This is a genomic window from Kitasatospora mediocidica KCTC 9733, assembly GCF_000744225.1.
GTDB lineage: Bacteria > Actinomycetota > Actinomycetes > Streptomycetales > Streptomycetaceae > Kitasatospora > Kitasatospora mediocidica.
On record NZ_JQLN01000001.1, the window covers coordinates 487,128 to 509,053 of the forward strand.

At 72.7% G+C, this 21,926-nt stretch carries 17 protein-coding genes; 6 read left to right on the forward strand and 11 right to left on the reverse strand.

Annotated features, from left to right (window positions below; all coding sequences use genetic code 11):
* Window positions 1-152 precede the first annotated feature (152 nt).
* Window positions 153-2,048, reverse strand: a complete 1,896-nt coding sequence (locus tag BS80_RS41485; protein ID WP_063771866.1) for a putative Ig domain-containing protein — start codon at window positions 2,046-2,048, stop codon at window positions 153-155.
* 808 nt (window positions 2,049-2,856) lie between these two features.
* Window positions 2,857-3,270: a hypothetical protein gene (locus tag BS80_RS02235; protein WP_035791980.1), complete on the reverse strand. Its 414-nt coding sequence runs from the start codon at window positions 3,268-3,270 to the stop codon at window positions 2,857-2,859.
* A 202-nt stretch (window positions 3,271-3,472) separates the two neighbouring features.
* Between BS80_RS02235 and BS80_RS02240 the strand changes: the two genes are divergently transcribed.
* Complete coding sequence (locus BS80_RS02240; RefSeq protein ID WP_157535775.1) at window positions 3,473-4,258, forward strand: rhomboid-like protein; 786 nt, start codon at window positions 3,473-3,475, stop codon at window positions 4,256-4,258.
* Here the strand turns inward: BS80_RS02240 and BS80_RS02245 are convergent.
* The gene (locus BS80_RS02245; RefSeq protein WP_035793031.1) at window positions 4,255-5,946 is read right to left on the reverse strand and encodes a serine/threonine-protein kinase; all 1,692 of its coding nucleotides are present in this window, start codon (window positions 5,944-5,946) and stop codon (window positions 4,255-4,257) included. The genes BS80_RS02240 and BS80_RS02245 overlap by 4 nt on opposite strands.
* A gap of 259 nt (window positions 5,947-6,205) precedes the next feature.
* Here BS80_RS02245 and BS80_RS02250 point away from each other — a divergent pair, with 259 nt between their 5' ends.
* Together BS80_RS02250 and BS80_RS02255 are read left to right on the forward strand one after the other, a co-directional pair.
* Entirely contained in the window at window positions 6,206-8,152 is a 1,947-nt protein-coding gene (locus BS80_RS02250) for a glycoside hydrolase family 5 protein (protein WP_035791983.1), read from the forward strand.
* Window positions 8,153-8,231: 79 nt separating this feature from the next.
* Complete coding sequence (locus BS80_RS02255) at window positions 8,232-8,609, forward strand: fic family toxin-antitoxin system, toxin component (RefSeq protein ID WP_332262140.1); 378 nt, start codon at window positions 8,232-8,234, stop codon at window positions 8,607-8,609.
* Window positions 8,610-8,665: 56 nt separating this feature from the next.
* Here BS80_RS02255 and BS80_RS02260 read toward each other — a convergent pair whose 3' ends face one another.
* From BS80_RS02260 to BS80_RS02290, 7 genes are all read right to left on the reverse strand, one after another.
* Entirely contained in the window at window positions 8,666-9,613 is a 948-nt protein-coding gene (locus BS80_RS02260) for an HEXXH motif domain-containing protein (protein WP_035791985.1), read from the reverse strand.
* Between the two features lie 323 nt (window positions 9,614-9,936).
* Entirely contained in the window at window positions 9,937-10,779 is an 843-nt protein-coding gene (locus BS80_RS02265; RefSeq protein ID WP_035791988.1) for an ABC transporter ATP-binding protein, read from the reverse strand.
* A complete protein-coding gene (locus tag BS80_RS02270; RefSeq protein WP_035791989.1) occupies window positions 10,776-11,750 on the reverse strand; it encodes an ABC transporter ATP-binding protein in 975 nt (324 codons plus the stop codon). Before BS80_RS02270 ends, BS80_RS02265 begins: the two co-directional genes overlap by 4 nt.
* Window positions 11,750-12,625: an ABC transporter permease gene (locus BS80_RS02275; RefSeq protein WP_035791991.1), complete on the reverse strand. Its 876-nt coding sequence runs from the start codon at window positions 12,623-12,625 to the stop codon at window positions 11,750-11,752. Before BS80_RS02275 ends, BS80_RS02270 begins: the two co-directional genes overlap by 1 nt.
* Complete coding sequence (locus BS80_RS02280) at window positions 12,622-13,590, reverse strand: ABC transporter permease (protein ID WP_035791994.1); 969 nt, start codon at window positions 13,588-13,590, stop codon at window positions 12,622-12,624. Before BS80_RS02280 ends, BS80_RS02275 begins: the two co-directional genes overlap by 4 nt.
* On the reverse strand, window positions 13,587-15,239 hold the full coding sequence (locus tag BS80_RS02285; RefSeq protein ID WP_035791996.1) for an ABC transporter substrate-binding protein: 1,653 nt from the start codon (window positions 15,237-15,239) through the stop codon (window positions 13,587-13,589). The genes BS80_RS02280 and BS80_RS02285 overlap by 4 nt, the downstream gene beginning before the upstream one ends.
* Before the next feature lie 9 nt (window positions 15,240-15,248).
* Window positions 15,249-16,934 carry an amidohydrolase gene (locus BS80_RS02290; RefSeq protein ID WP_035791999.1) on the reverse strand — a complete coding sequence of 562 codons (1,686 nt, stop codon included), beginning with the start codon at window positions 16,932-16,934 and terminating at the stop codon, window positions 15,249-15,251.
* Window positions 16,935-17,074: 140 nt separating this feature from the next.
* On the opposite strand from BS80_RS02290, the gene BS80_RS02295 reads away from it, so the two are divergent.
* The 3 genes from BS80_RS02295 (at window position 17,075) to BS80_RS02305 (ending at window position 21,173) form a co-directional block, all read left to right on the forward strand.
* Window positions 17,075-17,770, forward strand: coding sequence for a TetR/AcrR family transcriptional regulator (locus BS80_RS02295; protein ID WP_051965727.1), 696 nt, complete (start codon window positions 17,075-17,077; stop codon window positions 17,768-17,770).
* A 233-nt stretch (window positions 17,771-18,003) separates the two neighbouring features.
* On the forward strand, window positions 18,004-19,653 hold the full coding sequence (locus BS80_RS02300; RefSeq protein WP_035792001.1) for a flavin monoamine oxidase family protein: 1,650 nt from the start codon (window positions 18,004-18,006) through the stop codon (window positions 19,651-19,653).
* 131 nt (window positions 19,654-19,784) lie between these two features.
* The gene (locus BS80_RS02305; protein WP_035792004.1) at window positions 19,785-21,173 is read left to right on the forward strand and encodes an NAD(P)/FAD-dependent oxidoreductase; all 1,389 of its coding nucleotides are present in this window, start codon (window positions 19,785-19,787) and stop codon (window positions 21,171-21,173) included.
* Here the strand turns inward: BS80_RS02305 and BS80_RS02310 are convergent.
* Window positions 21,170-21,910, reverse strand: coding sequence for a class I SAM-dependent methyltransferase (locus tag BS80_RS02310; protein ID WP_035792006.1), 741 nt, complete (start codon window positions 21,908-21,910; stop codon window positions 21,170-21,172). The two genes, BS80_RS02305 and BS80_RS02310, sit on opposite strands and share 4 nt — an antisense overlap.
* Between the last annotated feature and the right edge of the window lie 16 nt (window positions 21,911-21,926).

The window sequence follows — 21,926 nt, forward strand, 5'->3', positions numbered from 1 at the left end:
CCCAAGTCGGGAGAAATGCGAGGGGCGCTTCTCACGTATCGTCAGCGTTCGCCGGATTCGCGCAGGGTTGGGAAGCCGGACGCCGCACCTGCGCCCAGGAACAACTGTGGGGGCGGGCCAGTGGCCCGCCCCCACAGTTCACTGATCAGGGATCAGGAGGTGGTCACGTCGTCGTAGTAGGTGTAGGTCGGGTCACCGGGGTAGTTGTCGTCCTTGTTGGTGAGCGTGAGGGTGTAGCTGTGGCCGGCGGTCAGCGTGCCGCTGGCGGTCTTCCAACCGGCACCCAGGGTGCAGGTCTTGGCCAGCACCGTGGCGGTGGTGCCGGTGGTGTTGTCCTTGAGGGTGGCGGTCGCCCAGTCGTACGTGACGGTGTCGTTGCAGGTCACGTCGTAGGAGAAGGACACCTTGCTGGAGCCGGCCGGCGCGGTGAAGGTCTGGCTCACCGAGGAGGTGGTGCTCGGGTTGGCCGAACCGACCATCGCACCGTAGCTGCCGCTGTGGGCGGCCGCGGCGGAGGCCGAGGCCTGGCCGGTCGCGGTCCAGCTGCTCAGGCTGCCGGTCTCGAAGCCACCGTTGACGATGGCGCTGCCGCCACCGCCCGAGCCGCTGACGGTCCAGCTGAACGAGGTGCTGCCGGAGGCGCCGGTGGTGTCGGTGGCCTTGACCGTCGTGCTGAAGGTGCCGGCCGCACTCGGGGTCCCGCTGATCAGGCCCGAGGAGCTGATCGACAGGCCCGTGGGCAGACCGGTGGCCGAGTAGGTCAGGGTCTGGCCGGAGGCCGAGTCACTGGCGCTGACCTGGAGCGAGACCGCGGTACCGACGGTGCCGCTCTGGCTGCCCGGGTTGTTGACCGTGACGGTGTTGCCCTGGCCGCCGCCGCCGACGATCGGGTGCGAGATGGCGCACGCGTTGGTGTCGTTGGACCAGCTGGCCTGCTCGGAGTAGGTGCCGAAGCTGCCGAACGAGATGTTGGCCGCGCCGCCGGCGGTGCCCGGCGACAGCCAGGCGCACTCGTCGGAGTTCTCCTGGCCGTTGAACGAGCTGCCGGTGTTGTTGGTCCAGCCGCCGGCCGGGTTCTGGTCCGACATCATCTCGTGCCACTCGTGGCCGAGCGTCATCGTCCAACCGTCGAGGGTTCCGGGCGAGTTGACGAACCCGACACCACAGCCCGCACCGGAGTCCATGTTGTACGGCTGGTTGCTGAACGCGACATCGCCGTAGGGCGAGGTCACGGCGCCGCCGGTGAGCGTGCTGTCACCGTTGTAGTCGTGCCAGGCGCAGTACTGGCCCTGGTAGCTGTCCGGGTTGGTGCCGTGCGGCGAGAGGATCACGTAGTACGCGTCCCGGTTCGCGGCAGCCGTGGTGTTGCCGAAGTGGGCGGCCGCGTTGACGGCCTCCTGGCCGAGCTGGTGGCCCGAGGCGGTGGCCGGCGAGGCGGCCGCGTTGTCGTACCACACGCCGGACAGCACGCCACCGGCCTGGTACGGCACGAAGTTGGCGTTGGAGGGGCAGCTGGTCGCGCCGGTTGCCACGTTCGGGCCGTCGCACCACTGGGTCAGGTCGGCCGACCACAGCTCGTTGTTGGTGCCGATGCCCTTGAACATCTGCTGCGCCGCGCCTGCCGCGCCGTCCGCGTCACCCGAGAACTTCGCGTTCCCGTTGCTGTCGGTGCTCTGCGATCCCCACTGGTTGCCGTAGAACACCAGGTAGACCTTGGAGTGGCCACTCTGGACGCCGATGCCGTCGACACCGCCGCCGTACGAGAGCGTCTCCGTCCCGGTCGCCACGTTCGGCGTCGCCTGGCTGGCGGCCCACGACTTCATCTTGGCGTTCTGCTGGATGGTCGGCATCGCCCCGTGCCGGTACGGGTGGCCGAACGCGGGGCTGTAGGGGTCGGTGACGGTGCTGCTGACCTGCGTGGGGTGCGCAACCGGCGCGGCCACTGCCTGGGGTGCGGCGGCGGCGAGCATGGCACCGGTTACCAGGGACAGCGACGCGAGGCCGGTCAAGGCAACTCTGGCCGCGCCGCGGATGTGGGGGGTACCCATTTGTGGGGGATCCTCTCTGCTGCTGACCGCCCGTTGCCGGGTTCGGCGTGGGCGGTCGGCTCTGGGGGTCAGGACAGCGAGGCGCACCAGGGCGTTGCACAACCCGGACGTCGCACCGTGTCCGCGCAGGGCTCTGCGCAGGGAGGAACCCGGCAGGTGCGCTGGTGGGCCACGGCGTGGCTATCTGCGGACGTCCGTCCGTCTCCGACGGCGGGTGGAACCAACCATGCCGACTCGCACGGTCTCTGGCGGTATGACAGGTGGTGCGCCGTTCGCTGCCGTGAAGCAAAGCAGAGTTGACAAGAGAGGGTCAACGGGGTTGCACGGGCCGATCGGGCTGCCGCCGATATTCAGAGAGAACTGAGAAGTTGGCCCCCGCGGAAGGCGCCGGACCGCATTCCGGCGGGAATCGAGCGGCCCCCGGGCATTCGCCCTCACCATTCAGAGGATTCTCAGAGCCCTGCGGGACTGGCAGCCGGGCCGACGGTGGGTCAGGATTGGTCCAACCGCAGTGGCGTCCGTGCGCCGACGGCGGTTCGATCGGGCGCCCGGAGTGGGGTGTACACCGGCCCGACCGGGAAATGCGCGGGCTGTTCGGCCGATCGCTATTTCGCGACGTCCGGGCAATCTGCGGCAGGGAGTTCCCAGCTGCCGCGATCCGTCGATCGGAGGTCTCTTGCGCGGAGATCCGTGACCCGGATCCAGGCTCCTGGGCGATCGTCGACAGTTCCCGTCGGGCCAGCCCGCGGGGTCGGGTGCGATGGGGTCGCACGTCCGACGGGAACTGTCGATCAGGCGGTGCGCCGTCCTACTCGACCATCGTGGAGCCGGCGGCGGCGGCCATGGCCTCGCCGACGCCGACGCCGCTCGAACCGCCGTCGACCGAGCCGACCGTGTTGTCGTGGCCCGCGTTGAAGATGTCGTCGCCGGCAAGCTGGTTGCCGTTGCCCATCACGAACGTGCTGCTGGCGACCGCCTGCGCGTCGTCGCCGGAGGCCATGCCGTCGCCGACGCCGACCCCCGACTGACCGCCGTTGTACGAACCGACGGTGTTGTCGTGGCCCGCGTTGAAGATGTCGTTCGCGGCGAGCTGGTTGTCGTTGCCCATCACGAACGTGTTGTTCGAGGCGGGCACCGCGCCGTCCGCGAAGGCGGCGGTGGGCAGGCAGACAGCGCCGAGGGCGGCGAGCACGACTACCGCGATTCTGACCGGGCGTCCCATGTCGGATCCCTTCCTTTCCTGGTTCGAATTCCTGCCACGGAGAGTAAGGTTCGCAGGTCCGCGCCTTGCGGACCGTCCCCCGGATGGCCCGTGTCGGCCCTTGCGTCCGACTATCGGACTGTCGGCGCCGGTGATCGGCCACGAGCCGTGCGCGGCACGGATGACCCGGATGGTCCGCGATGATGGCGGTATGTCACGTTCGATGAGCCAACACCAGCACCGGCACCGGCAGGCCGGGGAGGAGCCGGCCACCGGGTCCGCCACCGGATCGGCCACCCGTCCGGGTGGGACACCGTCCCCGCGGCCGACCGGGACGCGGGCGCGGCTGCGGGCGGCCCGGCACTGGGTGGGGGCGTGGGTGGCGACCGCGCCCGGCAGCTACATCTGGCTGCTGATCCTGACCGTCACGGCCCTCCAGTTCGCCCAGCTGCCGAAGCGGACGGCCAACGTCGTCCTGCGGGTGGACAGCACCAACCTCTCGGAGCTCTTCCACCACCCGGTCGCGGTGTTCATCCTCAGTGCGCTGTGGACCCAGACACCGTCGCTGCTGAGCTACATCGTGCTGTTCCACCTCTCCCACATCCCCGTCGAACGCTGGGTGGGCACCGCGCGCTGGCTGATCACAGTCGCCAGCGCCCACGTCGGCGCCACGCTGATCAGCCAGGGCACCGTCTGGCTGGCGATCCGCTGGGGAGCCGACCCGGCGCACATGGCGCACACCCTGGACGTCGGCGTCAGCTACGGCCTCGCCGGGGCGGCAGGCCTGCTGGGCTACCGCTTCACCCGGCCCTGGCGGTGGGTCTACTTCGTCGTGGCGCTCGGCTACCTGGCGGCCAAGGTCGCCACCGGGCAGACCTTCACCGACGTCGGCCACCTCTCGGCGCTGGTGATCGGCATGCTCTTCTACCGCTTCGCCCGGGGCCGCCCGCTGTGGGACCCGCCGCAGCTGGTCCGCGCCCTCGTCACCAGGGCGCGGGCGCGGCACTAGGAACCGCGCGGGTGGCTGCGCTTCACGTTGCCCTTGGTGTCGGTCTCCAGGTAGCCGCTGCCGTCGTAGGCGTCGGAGAGGTAGACGCTGATGCTCGGGGTGCCGTCCAGGATGTCGGGGCCGACGATCACGTAGCGGCTGGTCGGGTTGGCGACGTTCAGCGTCGCCTGGGCCTTCTGCAGCAGGGACGGCAGGAGGTCCCAGTCGTAGCCGCGCAGGTCCACCGTCGTGTTCTCGCCGGTGTCCACCGAGCCGCCGGGCGAGTGGGTGACCGCGCCGTCGCGGTAGTCGACCTGGTCGTAGTGCAGCGGGTCGGCGGCGGTGGGCACCTCGGCGCTCGCGTAGCCGGGGTAGACGACGAGTTCGACGACCCGGCCGTTGGTCATCAGCGGGCTGATCGCCGCGACCGTGGCGCGCATGCCGTCGGGGGTGAGCAGGTCCTTCGGCGCGGGTGTCGCGGCGGCGCCCGCGGACGCGGGCGGGGCGGCCTGCGCACCGCCGGAGGCCGCCGTCCCGGGGGTCGCCGTGCCCGGGGCGACCACACCGGGGCTGCCGCTGCCGGAGGCGCGCAGCGAGGTGTGGCCGGTGCTCGGCTCCATGGTCCAGACGAGGGCGCCGATCACCGCCGCACACACCACGACGGAGGTGGTGCCCAGCACGGTCCGCCCGCGCCGGGAGCGGGCCGGCGGCCGGAGCGGGCCGTCCTTCGCCAGCGGCACCGGGGGGCCGAAGACGCTGGAGGGCAGCCGGTCGGTCGGCGCGGCCGCGCCGGCCGCCGGACCGAAGGGTGACGGGGTGTCCAGGAACGTCGGTGCCCAGGGCGCCGGGCCGGGGCCGGCCTGGCCCGCGCCCTGCTCGGCCGCGGCGAGCAGCCGGTCGAGCTGGTCGGCGTCCGGGCGCTGTGCCGGGTCGCGGGCCAGCAGCGCGGACAGCATCGGGCCGAGCTGCCCGGAGCGGACCGGCGGCGGCAGCGGCTCGTCGAGCACCGCGGCCAGCGTGGCGAGGGTGGTGGCCCGGCGCAGCGGGTGGTACCCCTCGACGGCGACGTACAGCATCATGCCGAGCGACCAGAGGTCGGAGGAGGGGTTGCCCTCCTCACCGCGGATCCGCTCGGGCGCGATGTACTCGGGTGAGCCGATCAGCGCGCCGGTCGCCGTCAGCGTCGCGGAGCCGTGCACGGCGGCGATGCCGAAGTCGGTGAGCACGGGGGTGCCGTCGGTGCGCAGCAGGACGTTGCCGGGCTTAACGTCCCGGTGCTGGATGCCGGCGGCGTGCGCGGCGCGCAGGGCGGAGAGGACGCCACGGCCGATCCTGGCCGCCTCCGGCACGGTCAGCGGGCCCTGGGCCAGCCGGTCGGCCAGGCTGCCGCCTCCCACCAGCTCCATCACCAGCCAGGGGTGCGGGTGCTCGGCGGTGTCGACGATGTGGTGGATGATCACGACGTTCGGGTGCTGGAGGCGGGCCAGCGACCGCGCCTCGCGCAGCACCCGTTCGCGCATCTCCAGCTGGCCGGCCGGGTCGGCCGCGGCCATCGCCGGGTCGCCGGTGCGGACCTCCTTGAGCGCGACCTCGCGGTGCAGGGCGCTGTCGCGGGCACGCCAGACCAGGCCCATGCCTCCACCGCCGAGTTGTTGCAGCAGTTCGAAGCGGCCGTCGATGAGCCGTGTCTGCGGCCCGCCATTGTTCATGGCGGTCATCGTAGGAGACGGGAGTGACGGGTCGGCGCCGGGCTCCCCGCTGCTCAGCGCCGCCCGCCGCCGTGCCGGCCGCCGCTTCCCTGGCCGGGACCGGGTGGTGGGGCGAAGGCCCGTTCCACCGCGGGTACTTGGCAGGCCCGAGCGCACGTGTGAGAATTCCCCGGACTCCCGCACAGGCTCACCGGAGTTCCGCACGCCCGTCCCCGTCTCGGCGGATCCCGCCACGTCATCTCCGACCGGAGGACCGACGTTGAACAGGCTCGGCACACGCGCCCTGGCGACCGTCGCGGCGCTCTGCTCCGTGCTGGCGCTCTCCACCGGCAGCGGGGAGGCCGCCCCCGCGACTCCCGCCCCCGCCGCGCAGTCCCACCCGATGACCGGCCCGCAGCTCGCCGCCTCCTGGACCGGCCCGCTCAGCACCCGTGGCCGCTACGTCGTCGACGCCGACAGCCGGCGCTTCAAGCTGGTCTCCGGCAACTGGGAGGGCGCCCAGGGCACCTGGCTGGGCAGCGGCGACCCCGCGGACCCCGCCGAGAACCAGAGCGGCGAGGTCTCCGCCAACCTCCCGCTGGGTCTGGACCGCGCCCCGATGGCCGAGATCCTGGCCGGCTTCCACAGCCTGGGCCTCAACAGCATCCGGCTGCCGTACTCCAACGCGCTCGTGCATGACACCACCACCGTCCCCGACTCCGCGGTCGCCGCCAACCCGCAGCTGCGCGGCGACACACCGTTGCAGGTGTACGACGCGGTGGTCGCCGCACTGACCGGCGACGGCTTCGCGGTCGTCCTCAACGACCACACCACCACCGCGCGCTGGTGCTGCGGCCTGGACGGCAACGAGCGCTGGAACAGCGGGCAGAGCACCGCGCAGTGGGAGGCCGACTGGCTCTTCATGGTCAACCGCTACCGGGCGAACAAGCGGGTGGTCGGAGCCGACCTGCGCAACGAGGTCCGCCGGGACGTCACCGACGACCCGAACTGGGGCTGGGGAGACGCCCACGACGAGAACGCGGCGTTCGAGGAGGCCGGGAACCTGATCCTGCGGGCCGATCCCGACCTGCTCGTGATCATGGAGGGGATCAACTGGCAGGGCATCCCGCTCAACGGGCTGCCGCACGGCCGACCGATGCTCACCCCCGTCCAGAACCTCTCCAACACCCTGATCGAGTCGGACAAGCTCGTCTACTCGGCGCACTTCTACGCCTACACCGGCCCGGCCAACAGCGGAGCCGGCAGCGGCCTCGGCGCCACCAGCGACCCCCGGTACGAGGACTTCACGCCCGCCCAACTCGCCCAGGTGGTCAACCAGGAGGCGCTCTTCGTCACCCAGTCCGGCCAGCACTTCACCGCCCCGGTCTGGGTCAGTGAGTTCGGCGCCGCCGGGCGTGGCGAGAGCGACCCCAAGGAGCAGGCCTGGTTCGACGCGTTCACCGACATCCTGGCCGCGAACGACACCGACTTCGCCGTCTGGCCCCTGGTCGGATGGACCACGAACGGGACACCGCAGGACAGTTGGGCGCTCCTCGACTACGCCGCAGACGGCACGCAGCTGAGCGTCGACGACCCGGGCGACTGGCGGGCCGCCGACTGGCACAAGCTGCTCTCGGCGCCGAGCCTGACCGGCGACGTCGCGCCGGCACCGCGCTGGAACATGCTGAACCTCGACCACGCCGACTACGACGTCTCCGCCCGGATGCTCGCGCTGCCGGACTGGGACCCGGGTGCACGCAAGGGCGACTGCCCGGACACCGAACGGCTCGCCGGGCTGAGCCGCAGCGACAGCCGAGGCCTGTGCACGGACGCCGGGCAACCGCCCGTCGCGCCCGGGCCGTACGTCACGGTCACCGACGAACGCTACGTCACCGAGGGCGACTGGGCGCCCGGTTACAGCAAACTCCAGTGCCCGGACGCCTCCTTCGCCGTGGGCTACAGCGTGCGCGGCAACGCCATGTCGTCGCTGCTCTGCGCACCGGCCGGCGGCCCGCTGCCGACCGGCGGACGGGACGTCTGGTTCGACCACGGCGACAACCGGCCGCCGACCGGCGGCGCCACCGGCGCCGACTGGGCGCCCGGCTACTACAAGGGGCAGTGCGCCGACGGCGAGTACGTGGCCGGTGTCGCCTACACCTGGCAGTGGAACGACGGCGGGGTGCCCGACGCCCTGCTCTGCCGCCCGCTGACAGCTGCCGGCGGCTGACCGGCGGCTGACCGGCCCGGCGTCACACCCCTTGAGGGATCGTCAGCCGCCGGGTGCTATCAGGTGATAGCTTACGGCCATGGCGATCGTTCTGCATGTGGACCTCCCCTGGGTCCTCACGGTGACCGAGCGGGCCGGGGTGAGCGACCCGGCGCCACTCGACTACGGCGTGGCCGTCGCCGCCGTGGAGCGCCACCGCGCCGTCCTGGCCGGCCAGGACGTCTACGGCGGTGCCTTCGCCCGCGCCGCCGCGCTCACCCACACGCTGGGGCGGCTGCCCTGGCTGGAACGCTCCAACCTGCGGGTCGCCGTCGCCGTCGCGCACGGGTACCTGCGCGACAGCGGCGTCCCGGTCACCCTCGACCGGGACCGCGCCGACGCCCTCGCCCGCGCCCTGGAACGCCCGACCGGCACCGCGACCGAGATCGCCGAGATCCTGCGGACCTGGCGCAGTTGACGGCGCGCGGGCCGCTGGGCGCGGTCCGGGTGCGGCACCGACCACAGGCCGCGAGGCTACCCGTTGGCGAACACGGCGCCGCACTGCGACAGCACCCGGTTGCCGTGCTCGGTCAGCGCGGCCGTGTGGGCGCCCAGGGTGCCCACGGCCTGGCGGCCCTGCGTGAGCAGCCGCTCCCGGCGGGCGTCGACGGCCGGAGCACCGCCCCCCAGAGCACTGCCGGCCAGCCGGCCGTAGAGCAGGACGCTGCGCGCCAGCACCACGGTCTGCTGGAAGAGCCCGGACAGCGGCCGGGGATCGGCCCGCAGCGGTGTGGGGACCAGCAGTTCGGCCGGCGCGTCCGCTCCGGCGGCCGGCCGCTCGGGGACCAGGAACGGATCGGCCGCGGCAGCCGCATTGCAGCTGGTGTGTGCGCCCTCGTGCACCAGCGCCTCGGCGAACCGGACCGGACCGGGCAGCCCGGCGGCGTTGGCCCGCAGGCGGGCGCGGTGGATGAGGACGGCGCCGTGCACGGCGAAGTCGGTGAACCCGTCGATCGCGTCGCCGTCCAGCAGGGCGATCTCGACGACCGACTCCCGGACCTCGGCCGCGCTTTCCGGCCAGGTCACCGTCAACAGCTCCAACGCCGCCGCCAGCGCCTCGCGTTCGGATTCGCGCCAGCCGACGACCTCGGCGGCGGCCGGCCGTTCGCCGTCCGCACGGGCCGGGACCGAGCGCATCGCGCGGGCCAGACTGCGCCGCAGGTGGTCGCGCGGCTGGGCCGCACCGAAGCCGGCCGACGGCAGCCGCGCGAACTCGCGCTCCAGCGCCCGCCGCCGCCCGGGGGGCAACGGGCCCGAGCGCAGCGCACGTTGGACGCTGTGCACGAGCTCGACCGCGGCCGGATCCCGCAACACGCCGTCCCCCGGCGCCCGCAACTCCGCCCGGTCGAGCACCGAGCCCATCCGCTCCAGCAACCTCACCCGGTCACCGACGGCTTCCCGGGCATCCGGCTCGACCTGCACCTGCGCCTCCTCGGGACGTGCCCATCGGCATCTCATCCTCAGCGACGGCGTTCAGCGCGGGCAAGGACCGGCGATCGGTCGTAGTGGTTACGCGTCCTTCTGGCGACGGCCGGAACTCGCCTTGCCAGCGGCGCCCGTGTGCGCCGGCGAGCGGATGGCGAATGCACTCCCGCCCCGCTGCTCGCCGTGCTCCCCCGGCGCCGCAGCGCCCACGGCGGCCCGCGGGCCGACGCACCGCCTTTGCGCCCCACACCAGCCCCCCGCGGTCACCACGATGGCCCGGATCTCGATCTCGATCTCGGACGACGCGAGCAGCCGGCCCGCTACTCCCCCACCGGCGTGACCGCCACCAGTTCGCGGCGTCGGCGCCCGATCTCCCCTGGGTCCCAGCCGGCGTGCGGCACGGACGCCAACAGCAGCTGTGTGTAGGGGTGTTGGGGCGCAGCGAGGAGATCGGCGACGCCCTGCTGCTCCACGGTCCGCCCCCGGTACATCACCAACGCCTCGTCGCAGACATAGCGCACCACCGCCAGGTCGTGACTGACGAAGACCAGGCCGATACCGGTGTCGCGCCGGATGTCGGACAGCAGGTTGAGCACCTGCGCCTGCACCGACACGTCCAGCGCCGACACCGCCTCGTCCAGCACCAGGACGGCCGGCTCGACGGCCAACGCCCGCGCGATCGCCGCGCGTTGACGCTGCCCGCCGGAGAGTCCGCGCGGCAGCGCGGCCGCCTCGCGCTCGCCGAGGCCGACCTGGGCCAGCAGTTCGCGCACCCGCGCGGCCCGCACCGCGCGGTCGGCGCAGCCGTGCAGCCGCAGCACCCCGTCCAGGGTGGCCCCGATGCTGATCCGGCCGTCCAGCGAGAGGTACGGGTCCTGGAAGACGATCTGCACCGCCTTGGCGCGCGCCAGCCGCTCGGCGCGCCCCCGGGTGCGGGCGGCCAGCGGCGCGCCCTGGACCAGGATCTCGCCCTGGTCGGGACGCTCCAGGCCGACCAGCATCCGCGCGGTGGTGGTCTTGCCGGAGCCGGACTCGCCGACCAGCCCGAGGGCCCCGCCCGCGTGCAGCGAGAAGGACAGGTTCTCGACGGCGACCAGCCGGCTCCCGCCGCTCGGATAGGTCTTGCGCAGGCCCACGGCCTGAAGCAAAGGGGTGGTGTTCAACGGTCCACCTCACTGAGGATCGAGTCGGCCAGGTGACAGGCGACCAACCTCTCGCCCACCGGGGCCAGTTCGGGCGGCGACTGGTCGCACAGGCCGGGGCGGGCGAAGCGGCAGCGCGCGGCGAAGGCGCAGCCGGGGGCGCTCTCCAGCAGGCCCATCGGCACGCCGGGGATCGGGGTCAGCCGTTCGGGGGCACCGTGCAGCGGCGGCGAGGAGCCGAGCAGCCCGGCCGTGTACGGGTGCCGCGGTGTGGCGAGCAGCTCGGCGGCGGTCGCCGTCTCCACGATCCGGCCCGCGTACATCACGTAGATCCGGTCGCAGCCGGCGGCGGCGAGGTCCAGGTCGTGGGTGATCAGCAGCAGGCCCAGACCGCGGTCCTGCTGCAGGGCGCGCAGGACGGCCATGATCTCGGCCTGGGTGGTGACGTCCAGGGCCGTGGTGGGTTCGTCGCAGAGCAGCAGCCGGGGATCGGCGGTGAGCGCTCCGGCGATCATGACGCGTTGGAGCATGCCGCCTGACAGCTGGTGCGGGTACTGGCGCAGGTGCCGGGGCGGGTCGGGCAGGCCGACGGCGGCGAGCAGGTCCAGCGCACGGGCCTCGGCCTCGGCCCTGCCGCGCCCGTCGACCAGGCGCAGCGCCTCGGTGAGGAAGTCGCCGATCCGGCGCACCGGGTTGATCGCCGCCCGCGGGTCCTGGAAGATCATCGACGCCTTGCCGGTGCGCACCGCGCGCACGGTGGCCGGGTCCGCGCCGATCAGGGCGCAGCCGTCCACGGTGACCTGCCCGGCGGTCGTGGCGCCGGGCGGGAGCAGGCCGAGGGCCGCGCGGGCGGTCACCGACTTGCCCGAGCCGGACTCGCCGACCAGCGCGACGGCCTCGCCGGCGGCCACGCTCAGGCTGACGCCGTCCAGGACCGGACGGGCCATGCCGGGCAGCAGGACGCTCAGGTCCTCGTAACTCAGCAGCGGCATCAGGACTCCCTCCCCGCGAGGCGGTCGCCGAGGTGCTCCCCGACGACGTTGAAGGCGACGACCACCAGGACCACCGCGACGGCCGGCACGATCGCCGACAGCGGCTGCCCGTCCAGCACGGCCGCCTGGCCCTGGTTGATCATGGCTCCCCAGTCCGGGGTCGGCGGCTGCACGCCCAGGCCCAGGAAGGAGAGCGCCGCCAGGTCGAGCAGCGCGTAGCCGAAGTTGACCGTCGACTGGGCCAGCACGGTGGGCATGATGGTGGGCAACAGCCGGCGGAGCGCGACGAACACCGCGGAGTGGCCCTGCACCTGGTAGGCCGCGACGTACGGCCGCACCTTCTCCTGCGCGGCCAGACCGCGCACCAGCCGCGCGGTGTACGGCGTGTAGGCGACGGCCATCGCCAGCACCGGCGCGGTCAGCCCCTTGCCGAAGAGGGCGACCGCGAGGATCGCCAGCAGCAGGGCCGGGAAGGCGAACAGGATGTCCAGCACCCGGCCGAGCACGGTGTCGATCCAGCCGCCGCGCCAGGCGCTGAACAGGCCGACCGCGATGCCGAGCACGGTGCAGAAGACCACCACGGCCAGCGGGCCGACCAGGCTGGTTCGGGTGCCCTCGATCAGGGCGGAGAAGGTGTCGTGCCCGCCCTTGTCCGTCCCCAGCCAGTGGCCGGCGCTCGGGCCGGCCAGGGTGCTGGCGAAGTCGCCGAAGGTCGGGTCCTGCGGCGCGAGCCAGGGCGCCAGCAGCGCGACCAGCACGAACAGGGCCAGCAGCAGCACGCAGACCTTCAGCAGCGCTCCGCCGCCCAGGCGCCGCAGCCAGGTCAGTGGTCCGCGCGCAGGGGAGCGCGGCGCGGTGGGGCTCAGGGCGCTCATCGGGCTCCTCCTGCCGCGCGCACGCGCGGGTCGATCAGCGGATACACCAGGTCCACCGCGGTGTTGACGACGACGAAGGCGGCGACCACCAGCAGCACGATCGCCTGGACGACCTGGAAGTCCAGCTCGTCCACGCACTGCACCAGCAGCGACCCCACCCCGGACATGCCGAACGCGGTCTCGACGATCGCGGTGCTCACCAGCATCCCGGAGACCAGCAGCCCGCAGACGGTGACGATCGGTCCGAGCGCGTTGCGCAGCACATGGCGCCGGATCACCGCGCCGCGCGGCATCCCCCGGCTCAGCGCGACCTCGACGTGCTCGCGGCGCAGTTCGTCGAGCATCGCCGAGCGGGTTACCCGGGTCACCAGTGCCATGAAGGTGACGGACAGCGCGATCGCGGGCAGCACCACGTGGTGCAGCTGGTCGACGAAGCCGGTGCCGTTGCCGATGGTCGGGAACCAGCCCAGCTTCACCCCCAGCACCGAGCGCAGCACGATCGCCGCGACGAAGGACGGCACGGCCGCGCCGACCGTCACCATCAGCAGGACGGCGGAGCCGGTCCGGGTGCCGCGGCGCAGCGCCCCGACGATGCCGGCGCCGACCCCGACCACCGCGATCATCAGCGTCGAGACGCCGACCAGCAGCAGGGTGGCCGGCAGCCGGGACCACAGCACCGAGGCGACACTCTGGTGGAACAGGTAGGAGCGCCCGAAGTCACCGTGCAGCACGCCGTCCAGCCAGTGCCAGTAGCGCACCGGGAACGGGTCGTTGAAGCCGTACTGCTGCCGGATCGCGGCCAGCTCGTCCGGGCTGGGGCTGCGCCCGCGGACCAGGAACGCGGCCGGGTCGCCCGGCGCCAGGTAGAGCGAGGAGAACACCAGGAACGAGGTGACCAGCAGCGTCACCGCCATCCCCAGCAGCCTGCACAGCGCGGAGCGGGCCGCCGCCCGCACCGACGTCATCTGCTCGCCCCGATCTGCGCGGCCCACGGGTAGTAGAGGTAGGCGATGGACGGCTGGACGCCGGTGATCCGCTTGCCGAGGAAGACGCTGACCGGCTCGGTGTACAGCGGCAGCCAGGGCAGTTGCTGCATGGCGATCTGCTGGGCCTTCGCGGTGGCGGCGGCGTGTTCGGCGGGATCGTAGGCGGCGACGGCCTGGTCGACCGCCGCGTCGAACTGCGGGTTCGACCAGCTGCCGTAGTTGCTGAACGCGCCGGTCTGCAACGAGCCGTACATGTCCAGCGGGTCGGTGATGGAGGTATACCAGAAGGTCAGGAAGAGGTCGACGTTCTGGCGGGCGGCCGGGTCGGTGAAGAGCGCGGTGTACTTGTCCGCCGAGATGGTGTCGATCTCGGGCTTCAGGCCGATCGCGGTGGCGGCCTGGGCCACGGCCTGGGTGATGATCGTGGTCTGCGAGTCCAGCGGGCTGGTGGCGATCACCACCTTCTGCCCGTTCACTCCCGCCTGCTGGGCCAGTGCCTTGGCCTTGGCCGGATCGTACGGGTAGGCGGGCAGCGCCAGACGCGCGTCGGCGGCCGCCGAACCGGGCGCGCCGTTCCAGTTGTTGGCCGTCACCAGCGACTCGGCCACGTCACCCACTCCGCCCGCGCCGGCCTTCACGATGCCCTTGCGGTCGATCGCCATCAGCAGCGCCTGGCGCACCCGGGCGTCGCCCAGCGGGCCCTTGAGGTTGTTGACCACCTCGTCGGCGACCGTGGTGTTCTGGCCGAAGTAGAGGGAGCCGGCCGGGGTGGACTTCAGCTGGTCGTACGCGTCGGCCGGGACCATCCAGCCGCCGTCCACCTCGCCGGTGCGGAAGGCGTTGACCCGGGTGGTCGGGTCGGAGAGGAAGACGAACTTCACCTGCCCGGCCTTGGCCTTGAGCTGCGGGTCCCAGTAGTCGTCGAAGCGCTTGAGCACCAGCGACTGGCCCGAGGTCCAGGAGGAGAAGGCGAACGGGCCGGTGCAGTTCACGCCGTCGGCGGGGTTGCCGTAGTCCTTGCCGTCCTTGGCCAGAGTGGCGGCCGACTCGACGGTGCCGGGGCTGGCTGCCATGTACTTGTTGAAGGTGGAGTCCGGCGTCTTGAGGGTGACGGTGACCTGTAGCGGGCCGGACTTGTCGACCGACTGGACGTTGCGGAACGGGTAGGCCCAGTCGCCGGCCACCGCGGGGTCGAGGTTGCGGCGCAGGGAGGCGACCACGTCGTCGGCGGTGAGCACGGTGCCGTCGTGGAAGTGCACGCCAGGGCGGATCTGGTAGACCCAGCTGGTGGGCGTCGGGTTGCTGTAGGAGGTGGCCAGGCCCGGCGAGGTGGTCAGGTCGGGGTTCCAGCGCAGCAGGCTCTCACAGACGTTGGAGAGGATCTGGTTCGGCGGGAAGTCGAAGGAGTAGGCGTAGTCGATCGAGGCCGGTTCGGCGAAGAGCGACCAGGTGAACGAGTCGATGGGCCCCGCGGCGGCCGGCGTCGTGCTGCTCAGCTTGTAAGCGGCCGCCACGGCGCCGCCGCCGGGGTGGGCGGTGCCGCCGCACGCGCTGGTGGTGAGCAGGACGGCCGCGAGCGCGCCGAGGGCCAGGCTGCGCGGGGCGGTTCTGGAAGGGGTGTCCGGCATGGGGGTTCCTTAGGAGTGGGGGGCGACGAAGACCGCGCGGCCCTCGATGTAGGTGCGCAGCACCCGGGTCAGGCCGATCTCCTGGACCGGATGCTCGAAGGGGTCGCGGTCCAGCACCACGAGGTCGGCGTACTTGCCCACCTCGACGGTCCCGGTGAGGTCGTCGAGGTGGTTCACCCAGGCGCTGCCGGCGGTGTAGGCGGTCAGCGCCTGGGCCAGCGTCAGGGCCTGTTCGGGGTAGAACGGCGCGCGCGGCCGCCGGTCCGGCGCGGCGTTGGGTGCCTCCGGCGGCACGGCCCGGTTGACCGCGACATGGATGCCCCAGAGCGGGTTGGGGCTGCTGACCGACCAGTCGCTGCCGGCCACCAGCGTGGCGCCGGCCCGCTGGAGATCGCCGAACGGGTACTGCAGGGCGGCGCGTTCGGGGCCGAGGAACGGGATCGTCAGCTCGTCCATCTGCGGCTCGTGCGCGGCCCAGAGCGCCTGGATGTTGGCGGCGGCGCCCAGTTCGGCGAAGCGCGCCAGGTCGTCGGGGTGGATCACCTGGAGGTGCGCGAGGTGGTGGCGGTTGTCGCGTACGCCGTTGGCCGCCCGGGCGGCGGCCAGGGCGTCGAGCGCCTCGCGCACCGCGCGGTCCCCCAGGGCGTGGAAGTGCACCTGGAAGCCTGAGCGGTCCAGCGCGCAGACCGCCTCGGTCAGCACCTCGGGGCCGACGAAGGTCAGGCCGGAGTTCCCGGTGGGGCAGCCGCAGCGGTCCAGGTAGGGCTCCAGCATGCTGGCGGTGAAGTTCTCCGCGATGCCGTCCTGCATGATCTTGACGGTGGTGGCGTTGAACCGGCCGACCTGCCCGCCGCGGCGGCGCTCCTCCAACTCGGGCAGTTGCTCCAGCCCGCGCTCACGGTCCCACCAGAGCGCCCCGACCACCCGGGCCTTCAACGAGCCGTCGGCCGCGGCGCGCAGGTAGACGCCGTAGTTGTCGGGGTTGCCGGGGAAGGCGCCGATCATGGCGTCCTGCCAGCCGGTGACGCCGAGCGAGAACAGGTGCTCCTGGGCGACGAGCAGGCCGGCCTGCGCCTCCTCGGGCGTGGCCACCGGGACGTGCGCGGCGACCAGGTCCATCGCGCCCTCCTGGAGGGTGCCGACCGGGCTGCCGTCCGGCGCGCGCTCGATCCGGCCGTCCGCCGGGTCGGGGGTGTCGCGGTCGACGCCGGCCCGGTCCAAGGCCGCCGAGTTGACCCAGGCGCCGTGTCCGTCCCGGTTGGTGAGCAGCACCGGCCGGTCCGGCACGACCGCGTCGAGCATGGCGCGGGTGGGGATGCCGCCGGGGAAGACGTCCATCGACCAGCCGCCACCGCAGATCCACTCGGCGTCCGGGTGGCTGTCGGCGTACGCGGCGACCGTCGCCAGGTAGCCGTCCACCGAGCGCTCGGCGGAGAGGTCGCAGCGCAGCATCTGGACACCGGCCACCGCCGGGTGCACGTGGGCGTCCTGGAAGCCGGCGACGAGCAGGCCGCCGGCCAGGTCGACGATCTCGGTGGACTCGTCGGCCAGCATCCGGACGACCAGCTCGTCGGCGACGGCCAGGATCCGGCCTCCGGCCACGGCCACCGCCGCGTCGATCGGGGCCGCGGAGGTCCCGGTGAAGACCCGGCCTCCGGTGAAGACGGTGTCGGCGCGCTGCCTGCGGTGTGCCATCGACGATTCCTCCGGCTCGGCGGGCGGGGCCCGCTCGGCGTGTTGTTGAGGAGGAGTGAACGGCAGCGCAACACTGTTGTCAACAGTGTTGTCATTACTGTTGCGCTGGGCTGCCCGCAGCTCGATACACTGGCGGCACCATGTCGAAGTCATCCGTCACCCCCACCCGCACCAAGCGCGTCGGCACCCAGCTGACGCCCGAGGCGATCATCGAAGCCAGCCTGCGGATCGCCGCCCGAGGCAGCGCGGACGCGTTCACCGTCCGCCGCCTCGGCGAGGAGCTGGGCGCCGATCCGACCGCGGTCTACCGGCACTTCCGCGACAAGGACGAGCTGCTGCTCTCCGTCGCCGACCGCACCCTGGGCGAGGTGCTGGACAGCATCCCGCCGGGCCTGGGCTGGCAGGACCGTCTGCGGGCGCTGGCCGACGCCTCGCTGGCGGTCGCACTCAAGTACCCGGTCGTCAGCTCGGCGATGGCCAGCCGCACCACCCGGCGCGCCAACGAGTTCCGGGTCGTCGAACTCATCCTCGGCGCCGTCACCGAGGCCGGCCTGGACGGCGCCGACGCGGCCGTGCACTACCGCATGGTCGGCGACTCGCTGCTGGCCTACGTCGGCCAGCGGGCCGCCTACCTGCTCTTCGACCCCGAGGTGCGGGCCGCCGACGAGTCGTCCTGGACCCGCGAGTACCGGTTGGTGGACGCCGGCGGGTTCCCGCACATCACCCGGCTGGGACAGCAGCTGGCCGAGGTGACGCACGACCAGATCTACCACGCCCGGGTCGAGGCGCTGATCACCGCGATCTCGCAGCGGGCCGAGGCGGTCCGCGGGTCCTGACCCCGACGGGCGGGCGGCACCCGGGGTGCCGTCGGGCGGCGCAACACTGTTGACAACACCGCTGCGCCAGCGGTTCACTCCCCTGCAACTCGGAAAACGCGACGGGCGGCACGCCGTCGCACGAGCCTCTCCGTCCTGCCCCGCGCCGGGAAACCCCGGCAGCGCCGGGAGCACCCCACCGCTCCCGGCGCACCGCGCCGCAGGGAAGCCCTCACCACGAGACGAGGCACCACATGCACCGCGAACCCACCCGCTCCCCCGCCGGCGGACACCGGGCCGGCCTGCCCGAACCGCTGCGCGCCGTCCTGGCCACCTACGGCGAGGCCCGCCGACGCGCGATGCCCGTCGCCGAGGTCGCCGGCGAACGCGCCGAGCGGGCCGAGCGGGCCCTCAGCCGTCGCCACCTGCTCGGCGCCGCAGGCGCCCTGGCCGCCGCGGCCACCGTGCCGGCCGGGCTGATCGCCCCGACCCGGGCCGCCGCCTCGACGCCCGCGGCCGCACCCCGGGTGGTGATCGTCGGCGCCGGACTGGCCGGGCTGCGCTGCGCCCACCAGCTGTGGAACCGGAACAAGCCGGTCGCCGCGACGGTCTACGAGGCCGACACCAGCCATCTCGGCGGCCGCTGCTGGTCGCTGCGCGGCTTCTTCGCGGGCGGCCAGGTCAGCGAACACGGCGGCTCGTTCATCAGCTCCACCGACACCGCGGTGCTCAGCCTGGCAAACAGCCTGGGCCTGCAACGGGAGTACGCGGGCGGCGGCGCGCTCGACTCCGGCGCCTACACCTCCTGGATCAACGGCGCGCTGTACGGCGGCGCCCAGCAGCAGAGCGACTGGGCCGCCGAGGCCTACACCGCCTTCAACGCCTCCTACCAGGCCATCGGCACCCCCCGCTACAACAGCTTCACCACCGAGGCCCACCGCCTCGACCAACTCTCCTGCCTGGACTACCTCGCCGAGATCGGCCTCCCGGCGACCTCCTCGCTCGGCCAGCTGATCCAGTCGATCCAGCTCCAGTCCGGCGGCGAACCCGCGCAGTCCTCCGCGCTGAACATGATCAGCTTCCTCGGCGCCTCCACCACCTTCGACGGGGGCGGCGGCTTCGACGAGAAGTACCACCTGACCGGCGGCAACGACCAGCTGGTCAGCGGGATGATCGGCCAACTCCCGGCCGGGGCCGTCCAGCAGGGCTACGAGCTGATCGCCGTCTGCCGCAACGGCGACGGCAGCTACACCTGCACCTTCAACCACGGCGGCAGCACGGTCTCGGTCCCCGCCGACCACCTGGTGCTGGCCCTGCCGTTCAGCACCCTGCGCAACGTCGACCTCTCGCGCGCCAACCTGTCCGCGCTCAAGACGACCGCGATCACCCAGCAGGGCATGGGCCAGAACGCCAAGCTGGTCACCCAGTTGACCAGAAAGACCTGGCCCGCGCTCGGCTACAACGGCATCACCAACACCGGACCGGCCGGCTACCAGACCGCCTGGGACGGCTCGGTCAATCTCGGGGCGAAGGGCGCCCCCGCGCTGCTGGTCAACTTCCCCGGCGGCAACGGCGCCCGCGACACGCTCACCGGCGCCGCGCACGGCCCGGCGCCGACCACCGACGTCCACGGGTTCCTCAGCCAGATCGAGCTGATCTACCCCGGCACCACCGCGGCCTGGAACGGCAAGGCGTACGAGGACCACTGGTCGCTGGACCCGTGGCACCTGGGGGCGTACCACTACTACAAGACCGGCCAGTACACCTCGTTCGCCGGTTACGAGGCGGTCCAGGAGGGGCAGATCCACTTCGCCGGCGAACACACCGACGTCGACAACGCCACGCTGAACGCGGCGCTGGCCTCCGGGGTCCGGGTGGCGGGCGAGATCACCGCGCAGATCTGAACCGGTCACGCTGACAGGCGGTCGGGCCGATTCCATACACTTCCGACCGCCCCACCGGCGGCGATCCGTGAATGAATGCAGCAACGGACAGCAGCAGTCTCACGAACAGTCTCACGAAGGACTAAGGGCACATGAGCACCGTCAACGGCGGCATCTCGTTCTGGTACGCGCAGACCGGCCTCCCGGCGCCGCGTGCGCCGCTGCCCGGTGACGCGAGCGCCGACGTGTGCATCGTCGGTGGCGGCTACACCGGCCTGTGGACGGCGTACTACCTCAAGAAGGCGCTGCCCTCGCTGCGGATCACCGTGCTGGAGCAGAAGTTCTGCGGCTACGGCGCCTCCGGGCGCAACGGCGGCTGGCTCTACAACGGCATCGCCGGCCGCGACAGCTACGCCCGCCGGCACGGCCACCGGGCCGCGACGGCACTCCAGGAGGCGATGAACCACACGGTGGACGAGGTGGTCCAGGTCGCCGCCGCCGAGGGCATCGACGCCGACATCCACCGCGGCGGCGTCCTGGAGGTCGCCTACACCCCCGCCCAACTCGCCCGCCTGAAGGCCTTCCACGAGGCGGAGGTCGGCTTCGGCGAGAAGGACAGGCTGCTGCTGGACGCCGAGGAGTCGGCCGCCCGGATCCGGGTGGCCGGCACCCTGGGCGGCGCCTGGACCCCGCACGGCGCGCGGATCCACCCGGTCAAGCTGCTGGAGGGCCTGGCCCGGACCGTCGAGCGCCTGGGCGTCGTCGTGCACGAGTCGACGACCGTGACGGAGATCGCGCCGCACCGCGCGGTCACGGCGCACGGCACCGTCAGCGCCACGTACGTGCTGCGCTGCACGGAGGGATTCACCGCCTCGCTCAAGGGCCAGAAGCGGACCTGGCTGCCGATGAACTCCTCCATGATCGCCACCGAGCCGCTCCCCCAGCACGTCTGGGACAGCATCGGCTGGGAGGGCCGCGAGACCCTCGGCGACATGGCGCACGCCTACATGTACGCCCAGCGCACCGCCGACGACCGGATCGCGCTCGGCGGGCGCGGCATCCCCTACCGCTTCGGCTCGCGCACCGACAACGACGGCCGCACCCAGGACGCCACCATCGAGGCGCTGCGCGAGATCCTGGTCCGCTTCTTCCCCGCCACCGCCGGCGCGGCGATCGAACACGCCTGGTCGGGCGTCCTCGGCGTGCCGCGCGACTGGTGCGCCGCCGTGGAACTGAACCACAGCACGGGCATCGGCTGGGCCGGCGGCTACGTCGGCAGCGGCGTCGCCACCGCGAACCTGGCCGCCCGCACCCTGCGCGACCTCGTCCAGCTCGACTCCGGCGAGGGCACGGCCACCGAACTCACCACCCTGCCCTGGGTCAGCCACCCCGTCCGCCGCTGGGAACCCGAACCCTTCCGCTGGCTCGGCGTCCACACCCTCTACGCCGTCTACCGCGGCGCGGACCGCCGCGAGCTGACCGGCCGCAGCGCGGGCACGGACTGGGCCGCCCGCCTCGCCGACCGCATCTCGGGCCGCTAGGCCGACACGGCCTGGGCGCGGGCGACGGTGATGATCTCGCGGCTCGCGGCGGTGACGGGTCCGTGGTGCCAGTCGCCGTACCGCGCCTCGATGGCGAAGCCCGCGTCGGCGAGGAGGGCGTCGAGCGCCGCGACGTCGAGGAAGCGCAGGCGTTCGCGATCGACGCGCAGGACGGTGCCGTCGGGCTCGGCCAACGTCCCGTGGAAGGTGACCACGCCGTCGCGGACGGACTCGACCTCGTGCCAGACGCGCAGGGCACGGCCGAGGGCCTCGATGTCGGCCGCGTTCGAGGGGTTCCACTGCTCCCAGGCCCGCGCCTGCGGATGACGGGTCTCGAACGCGAAGCGGCCGCCCGGGCGCAGCGCCGCGTGGATCGCCGCCAGTGAGGCGCGCAGCTCGTGGTCGGTGACGAGGAACTGGAAGGCGTGCCCGGTCATCGTCGCCAGCGCGAAGCCAGCGCCGGCCGGCGCGTCCGCCGCCCGGCCCTCGACCCACTCGACGTCACCCCGGCGCCGGGCCCGGTCGAGCGCGGCGACGTCCGGGTCCAGCCCGACGAGCCGGCCGGCATGGCCGTGCTCACGCGCCCAGTGCAGCATGGCGCCCGTGCCGCAGCCGACGTCCAGGACCGACTCCGCGCGCGTCAGCAGGTCGTCATAGAAGCGGTCCCCGGCGTACCCGTCCGGGTCCCAGGGATTGAGCACGTCGTACAGCGCGGCGGCGTCGGCATCGGAAATCATGGCGACAGTGTCCGCT

Bases quoted from the DNA above. Each gene is read 5' to 3' on its own strand.
- BS80_RS02235 (WP_035791980.1), bottom strand. From the start codon at position 3,270: ATGGGACGCCCGGTCAGAATCGCGGTAGTCGTGCTCGCCGCCCTCGGC.
- BS80_RS02290 (WP_035791999.1), bottom strand. From the start codon at position 16,934: ATGGCACACCGCAGGCAGCGCGCCGACACCGTCTTCACCGGAGGCCGG.
- BS80_RS02240 (WP_157535775.1), top strand. From the start codon at position 3,473: ATGAGCCAACACCAGCACCGGCACCGGCAGGCCGGGGAGGAGCCGGCC.
- BS80_RS02255 (WP_332262140.1), top strand. From the start codon at position 8,232: ATGGCGATCGTTCTGCATGTGGACCTCCCCTGGGTCCTCACGGTGACC.
- BS80_RS02245 (WP_035793031.1), bottom strand. From the start codon at position 5,946: ATGAACAATGGCGGGCCGCAGACACGGCTCATCGACGGCCGCTTCGAA.
- BS80_RS02295 (WP_051965727.1), top strand. From the start codon at position 17,075: ATGTCGAAGTCATCCGTCACCCCCACCCGCACCAAGCGCGTCGGCACC.
- BS80_RS02310 (WP_035792006.1), bottom strand. From the start codon at position 21,910: ATGATTTCCGATGCCGACGCCGCCGCGCTGTACGACGTGCTCAATCCC.
- BS80_RS02305 (WP_035792004.1), top strand. From the start codon at position 19,785: ATGAGCACCGTCAACGGCGGCATCTCGTTCTGGTACGCGCAGACCGGC.
- BS80_RS02275 (WP_035791991.1), bottom strand. From the start codon at position 12,625: ATGAGCGCCCTGAGCCCCACCGCGCCGCGCTCCCCTGCGCGCGGACCA.
- BS80_RS41485 (WP_063771866.1), bottom strand. From the start codon at position 2,048: ATGGGTACCCCCCACATCCGCGGCGCGGCCAGAGTTGCCTTGACCGGC.
- BS80_RS02300 (WP_035792001.1), top strand. From the start codon at position 18,004: ATGCACCGCGAACCCACCCGCTCCCCCGCCGGCGGACACCGGGCCGGC.
- BS80_RS02280 (WP_035791994.1), bottom strand. From the start codon at position 13,590: ATGACGTCGGTGCGGGCGGCGGCCCGCTCCGCGCTGTGCAGGCTGCTG.
- BS80_RS02285 (WP_035791996.1), bottom strand. From the start codon at position 15,239: ATGCCGGACACCCCTTCCAGAACCGCCCCGCGCAGCCTGGCCCTCGGC.
- BS80_RS02270 (WP_035791989.1), bottom strand. From the start codon at position 11,750: ATGCCGCTGCTGAGTTACGAGGACCTGAGCGTCCTGCTGCCCGGCATG.